Genomic DNA, 6,000 nt, shown 5'->3' with positions numbered 1-6,000 from the left:
CCGATCAGCAAAAACAGCTCACCGTACGCTCACTTTTCAACTGCGCATGATCGTCGTAGTGGAAGCGCTTGACGGTCGCCTCCTTGATTCTTCGGTTCATCCGTTCGACCTGTCCGTTGGTCCAGGGATGCTTCCTTGGTCAGGCGATGCTCGATGCTGTGATCGTCGCAGACCCAATCGAAGATGTGCTGGAAGGCATTTCGATCACAAGCTCGGTTGGTGAACTGAATGCCATTGTCGGTCAAAACGGTGTGAATGGTGTGGGGCACTGCCGCGATCAGATTGCGCAAGAACTGAGCGGCATTCATCTTGCCGGCTTTGGTGTAGAGTTCCGCGAACGCGAACTTGGATGTTCGGTCAATTGCGACAAAGAGATAGAGCTTGCCCTCGGCCGTCTGCACCTCGTCAATATCGATGTGGAAGTAAGCGACCGGATAGCTTTTGAACTTCTTCTTCGGCTCCTTGTCGCCTCTGACCTCCGGCAGACGTGAAATGCCGTGGCGCTGCAAACACCTGTGCAACGACGAACGCGTCAGATGTGAAATGATCGGCTGAAGAGCGTAGAGGCAATCATCGAGCGGCAGCAACGTGTGCCGGCGGAAGGCGACGATAGCGGCCTTCTTCGAGGGAAAGGGTCGTCGAGTGCGGGTCCTTGGGCCTGTAGGAAGGTCGACCAACGATGTCCGCTTCTTCCATTTCGCCACGGTTTTCTGGTTGATCCCGTATCGCTTCGAAAGCGTTTTCAGGCTCTCTTCACTATTGCTCGACGGATTGCCTCTGTCGTCGTGGCGCTCCGTTATCACCAAAATCACTGAGGGTCATAGCCAATTTGGCGCAAGTGGATAATCCTTGCGTGAAGCGATTTCGGTGTGATCTATGTCTATGTACTTACAATCACAGATATATTTTGGTGAACGATAGCTATCGGGTGAGGTCCGCGTGGCCCAAAATGCGCCAAATGAGATCGAAACGAAACATTGGTGGTTCCAAGCACATCACTTTCCGTATAAAGAGCTTCGGCGCATTTACCTCAGTCGGAGCAATGTCAGGACCACCATTGAAGCAATGGATTAATGAACTCGGTTTGCAACAAGTCGATGATCCAGGCATAGACAAGCCGGTCTATCGAAAACCTTTTGACGGACGGATTGCACTTAGCGCCGAACTCGAAAACTTGATCAGCATCAGCCTTCGAGAAGCCCGCGATAAGCGAAAACTCCCGCGCTCGAAACTGGCGCCCTTGCTTGGCATCACTAAGCAGGTCTATGGCCGGTACGAAAATGGAGTATCCCGCTTGACCGTGAGCCGACTGATTCATCTGTGTGAGGTTTTGGATGCCACTCCGGAAGAGATTATCGCCCCGGCGGCACCTTATCTTTGGGGCGAAACTGAAACCAAAGCGGTTCTGCTGCTGGCTACTATCGTGAAGTTGCGGACTTTCGATGAAGAGATCTTGCAAGATATTTTCAGCTTACTAAGCCGCATAGACGAGACTGGTAGCGATAGCGGCGATCGTGCCATGAAAGTCGCGTCTACCAGCGCCACTGCAGACGATCGCGAATAGGACGTAGATCGCTAGCTTCAATAAACAGAACGTGCGTCCCTGATGAAGTTCCATCAGAAACCGCGACCAACCGCTCGCGCCGTTGCAGGTTGCCGAAGCGAGCTTTGCGCAGGCGGTTAGGACTAGCTGGCGACCGTTCATCGCCACTCCGGGACATAGGTGGGTAAACCGGGGAGGGCGCAGTTGGGTCAACTGGTCCAACGCATCCGTGCTTTCGGCCGCTGGAGGGGACGCGCGGTCGTCTTTACGCCGCGAGTGCCAGGGAGGTCACGTCAAAGTCTAAGAAACCCGTATATTCGACATACAAAGCATCGATAATTCCATTCATACAATCCATTTTACCAATCTCCCGTGATGATGCATTAGGAATGATCTCAGACGCGAGTGACGGCGAAACATTTGACGATCCGGACTGGCTATAGCGCGAACCCGAGCAACGGCGCCGACATGCATCGGGGTGGCACTGCTTCGATCGCACAGTGCGTGCTTCAAAAACAGCAGCAGGAAATACCAAAGGAGGTCTTTGCATGCGTTCTGAGGTGCGGTGGAAGCTGTGCTGGGAAAACGAGCTGGAACTCATCGACCACGTCGATCCTCCCGAGCTCTTTCGCAAAGCCCAAGGGCCGACCGGGGTCTTCAATTTCAGTGGCAGCCAAAGCTGGGCAAGGCGCGCCGACAACCTGCATTGGCAGGCGACCGACGCTGACAAGGGCGCGCGCGGCGATGAAGAGTCAGCAGCCAGCCGTCCTCCTTTTGTTCACCGGACTTTCCGGCTCCGGCAAGTCGACAATCGCCAATGCGCTCGACCGGCTGCTGCATGCCCACGGGAAGCACACCTACATCCTCGACGGCGACAACGTGCGCCACGGGCTCAATCGCGCCTGGCTTCAATCAACCCGATCGCGTCGAGAACATCCGCCGCGTTGCCGAGGTCGCCGAGCTGATGGAGGAGGGGAGCTTATTGAAATCCTCGTCGACACGCCGCTTGAGGAATGCGCGCGACGCGATCCGGAGGGGCTTTATCGGCAGGCGCTCGCCGGCAAGATCGCCAATTTCACCGGCGTTTCCTCGCCGTACGAAATCCCTGAGGGCGCTGAATTACATCCCGAAACGGTTGGCCACGACCCTGCGGCGTTGGCGTTTGAAATCGAACAGTTCCTCGAAAGGCGAATACGCATGAGTGTGAGAGTGGGGAGGCTTGACCATTGGCGGCTTGAAGCGGCCGCGGCGGTCCCTGGCCTATTAACTACGCGGCGACCGTAGCAGCCCGCAGGCGGGCCGCGCCAACGTCCGATGTGGCTTCAACAGGAGACAGCCGATCACGCGCTCACGACTCGGCTTACTGAAACGGAGAAACGATATGGCTGATGCAAAGCTGCAAGCCGTGCTTTCGGCTCTTTCGCCGATGGCGAGACAGCTAAATGCGCTACCCTCCAATCAACCGGGGCGAGATGCGAACTGCGTTAAACTGAACACGAATGAGAATCCGTTTCCGTTGCCGATGATGGTGATGCAAAGTGCGCTGGCGGCCCTCGAACGGCATTATCTCTATCCCGAAGATGACAATCTGAGCTTGCGCGACGCAGCCGCCAGCGCGTATGGCCTCTCCCAGGATCAGGTGGTCGCCGGGAACGGCTCGTCGGAGCTGCTTGGGCTCATCTACAGAGCATTCCTCGACCCGGGAGATAGCGTTGCGATGATATCGCCAGGTTTTTCCTTTAACCGCAAACTGGCCAAGTTGCAGGGTGCCAGATTTCTCGAAATCGAATGGGGCGAGTCTTATTCTCTGCCAATCGAGCAGCTGCTTCTTGGTCCAGCAAAAGATGCAAAATTCATACTGCTGGCCAATCCAAACAATCCAACGGGAACATTCGTTCCGGTGGCTGAAATCGACCGCCTCGTCGCGCAATCGGACCAGTTGATAGTGGTGGATGAAGCGTATGTCGACTTTGCACCCGATGATGCCCTGCGCCTTGTCGATCGTCATCCAAACCTTCTAGTATTGAGAACACTTTCGAAAGGCTTTGCAGCCGCGGGAATTCGCGTCGGTTTCGGCTTTGGTCATCCTGAACTTATTGGGAGGCTACGCAACCTGCAAAATGTCTTTAACATGAACGTGATCGGCCATGCGGTGGGCATTAGTATCCTTTCGCACCGCGCCGACTACGACGAGAACCACAGATATATTAAACATGAAAGACACAGAACGACCACTGCCTTGTCTCAATTGGGCTTTTCTGTCATTCCCTCCCACACAAACTTTTTGCTAGCTCGGGTGCCACCCGGACGAGATGGCAAATGGTGGCAAGCGTCTTTGGATAGGCAGAACATACTTGTAGCCGTCTTTCCCGATGCCGGTTTGGAAAATTTTATCCGCGTCAGCATCGGCACCAGAACCCAAATGGACGCGTTCCTTTCAGCCGCCAGGGACATCATTTCTGGAAGTATGAAGACGCAGAGCTAGGCGGTTAGAATTATTGGCCACATTGCTTGTCACTTGGAAACACCAAGTATCGAAGTCCATATTGTGGGATAAAGATCACAAATAAGCGCAAGACCGTAAAGCGTGTGCCGTCTCGATCCCGTTGATTACGCGTGTTATTGGCGCACGAGTGGAGCACCCGGTGGCCGATGCGAGGTTTATTTCTGGCGATTCCGGCCGCGGCTCTGCCGCTGTATCGGGAATGGTTTAGCTTTCTTCACAATCGGTCCTTCGCATTGACATTGAGCAAACAGTAATCTGCGGTCGTCGCCGATCTTCCGTCGATCACCTGCGACAGAACCTCGATCCGCTAAAGATCACGCTCGCTCATCGCCATTGATCCCACCCGCAATCCCCACGCCAGCAAACGTGGGCAGTATGGCATTCGAACTTGGCAGAAACAAAACGTTTTCAATCTGCGGCACTCTAGCCGCTACAGAGATTCGAAGCGGAAGCCGTGCGGCCATGGTCGCCATCCGCCTTGCTACCAAATGGTACCAGCAGAGCCGCGGCTTCGCCGATCGGCAGGTCGACCACCGTGATTCCGCTTGCTGCAAGGAAACGGCGCTCGTTTTTGGTAAGGCCTTCCGCATCAAGTACTGCAAAGTGGGGGCCGTGAGAGCGCTTGATGATCTGTCGAGCGTAGATCCGGAGCATCTGATCGTTGAAGCGGCAGCCAATGAAAAGAAAACCGCGATCTATACGCCGTTCTTTCACCATTCCAGGTATTGGCGTCTGGATATCGATTTCGGTTAGGACTTCCACGTAATCGGAATCGGACACCAGAAAGTTCGAAGCTGGTATAACACTGCCGTACGGCGCATAGAGGACCGTCTTTGGCGCTGAGACGCATTCGACGTCTCTCCCGGACAGATCGTAAGTTTTTGTCCAAATGTCGCCGCCGCCGTTTGCACGCGTGACGCCCTGAATCTCGACGACATCCGTTCGACCGGTCTTCGCGAAAGCCGCACGCATTGTCCCGTCGTACCAACCGTCGACGATAAGGGAGAGCGGCAGCGTTGCGAGCCAGTCGTGGAGGGCGGTCGGCGCCACGGGTGCTCCAAATATTTCTGCCATCCAGGCCTGAAGCGTCCGGCGATGCCGTCGCTGTTCAATAAACTGCGCGACTGACCACATATTGCTGCGTATCCTGGAAGGGGCAGGTGTGCGTTCGTTGAGTGCCGCGGAGACGGCTTCCGGGGTGTCCGGTACAGGTGGTTCCGTGGATTGCAGCCGGAGGAGATCCGGACCGAGATAGGGAACGATCCGATCCGCAGCGAGCGCTTCCTGAAGCAGCCTAAGTCTTTTTTCGGCGTCACCGTTGCGAATGATCAGGAGACGGTCCGAGGTCAAAATTTTATTCATGCTGGTTTCTCTTACCTCTCGTTTGCAGCATCAGTCCTCGTCAGGAATCTTCCTTGCGTGGACGGTGATCGGCAGAGGCGTATCCCGCGATAGCTTGGGCAAGACGAGTCTCCAGCCGTTCCTGAGAGTGATCGTGCCGCCCCACATGTCATCAGCCTCGACATCTACGATCGGCTCTTCGAGATCTTTCTTTGGTACGTAAGCCGACAAGCCGGCGCTCGTTCTGCGAATCATTATCTTCATGTCGCTATTCCTTCGTTGGGGGCCCCGCGATTTCAGCAGCGCCGCAAGCAGCGGCGTTGTCTAGACTCGTCAGTTCACGGGCACGCATGCCGACGATAGTGCCACGTTCGACCCATTCGACGGCATAGATGTAAAACTGCTGGAGAAAGGTGCCGATGTCGCGCACATAGCCTTCGTCGCCCTTCCGCACCAAATTTTCGCCAATTTTTTTGCCAGCATAGGTGCCGTCATTCTTTACGTGAAGTCTGGCCCGCACCCGCTCGCCGGGTGTAAATCGTGGAGGCCTGTGGATTTCGACCTCCTGTTCACGTCCAAGGCCCATGGGCATTCCTCCTTGCAGGATATC

General features: G+C 55.3%; 6 protein-coding genes and 2 pseudogenes. 4 read left to right on the top strand and 4 right to left on the bottom strand.

What is annotated here, in order from left to right; genetic code table 11:
* Nucleotides 1-34: 34 nt before the first annotated feature.
* Nucleotides 35-772 (bottom strand): annotated as a pseudogene (locus CO655_RS30640) (IS481 family transposase); the annotation flags it as partial.
* Nucleotides 773-1,057: 285 nt separating this feature from the next.
* On the opposite strand from CO655_RS30640, the gene CO655_RS30635 reads away from it, so the two are divergent.
* The 4 genes and pseudogenes from CO655_RS30635 to hisC all read left to right on the top strand — a co-directional run bounded on the left by CO655_RS30635 (nt 1,058) and on the right by hisC (nt 4,028).
* Nucleotides 1,058-1,564, top strand: a complete 507-nt coding sequence (locus tag CO655_RS30635; RefSeq protein WP_004671987.1) for a helix-turn-helix transcriptional regulator — start codon at nt 1,058-1,060, stop codon at nt 1,562-1,564.
* 527 nt (nt 1,565-2,091) lie between these two features.
* A pseudogene (locus tag CO655_RS34555) lies at nt 2,092-2,229 on the top strand (adenylyl-sulfate kinase); the annotation flags it as partial.
* A 58-nt stretch (nt 2,230-2,287) separates the two neighbouring features.
* A complete protein-coding gene (locus CO655_RS30630; RefSeq protein ID WP_245423975.1) occupies nt 2,288-2,827 on the top strand; it encodes an adenylyl-sulfate kinase in 540 nt (179 codons plus the stop codon).
* 97 nt (nt 2,828-2,924) lie between these two features.
* A complete protein-coding gene (gene hisC / locus CO655_RS30625; protein WP_064842723.1) occupies nt 2,925-4,028 on the top strand; it encodes a histidinol-phosphate transaminase in 1,104 nt (367 codons plus the stop codon).
* Nucleotides 4,029-4,472: 444 nt separating this feature from the next.
* Here hisC and CO655_RS30620 read toward each other — a convergent pair whose 3' ends face one another.
* The 3 genes from CO655_RS30620 to CO655_RS30610 are packed head-to-tail and all read right to left on the bottom strand — an operon-like array spanning nt 4,473 to nt 5,976.
* On the bottom strand, nt 4,473-5,411 hold the full coding sequence (locus tag CO655_RS30620; RefSeq protein ID WP_008536543.1) for an SIR2 family protein: 939 nt from the start codon (nt 5,409-5,411) through the stop codon (nt 4,473-4,475).
* Between the two features lie 30 nt (nt 5,412-5,441).
* Nucleotides 5,442-5,654: a putative nitrogen fixation protein NifT gene (gene nifT / locus CO655_RS30615; RefSeq protein WP_004678514.1), complete on the bottom strand. Its 213-nt coding sequence runs from the start codon at nt 5,652-5,654 to the stop codon at nt 5,442-5,444.
* Nucleotides 5,655-5,658: 4 nt separating this feature from the next.
* Complete coding sequence (locus tag CO655_RS30610) at nt 5,659-5,976, bottom strand: nitrogen fixation protein NifZ (protein WP_064823790.1); 318 nt, start codon at nt 5,974-5,976, stop codon at nt 5,659-5,661.
* Nucleotides 5,977-6,000 lie beyond the last annotated feature (24 nt).

Source organism: Rhizobium sp. M1 (assembly GCF_002531805.1).
Lineage (GTDB): Bacteria > Pseudomonadota > Alphaproteobacteria > Rhizobiales > Rhizobiaceae > Rhizobium > Rhizobium etli_C.
Note: the sequence above shows the minus strand (reverse complement) of the source record. Positions and strands in the feature narration are given on the sequence as shown.

What these genes read in the sequence shown, in the direction of transcription:
- CO655_RS30630 (WP_245423975.1), top strand. Translation starts at nt 2,288, where the DNA reads ATGAAGAGTCAGCAGCCAGCCGTCCTCCTTTTGTTCACCGGACTTTCC.
- hisC (WP_064842723.1), top strand. Translation starts at nt 2,925, where the DNA reads ATGGCTGATGCAAAGCTGCAAGCCGTGCTTTCGGCTCTTTCGCCGATG.
- CO655_RS30620 (WP_008536543.1), bottom strand. Translation starts at nt 5,411, where the DNA reads ATGAATAAAATTTTGACCTCGGACCGTCTCCTGATCATTCGCAACGGT.
- nifT (WP_004678514.1), bottom strand. Translation starts at nt 5,654, where the DNA reads ATGAAGATAATGATTCGCAGAACGAGCGCCGGCTTGTCGGCTTACGTA.
- CO655_RS30610 (WP_064823790.1), bottom strand. Translation starts at nt 5,976, where the DNA reads ATGGGCCTTGGACGTGAACAGGAGGTCGAAATCCACAGGCCTCCACGA.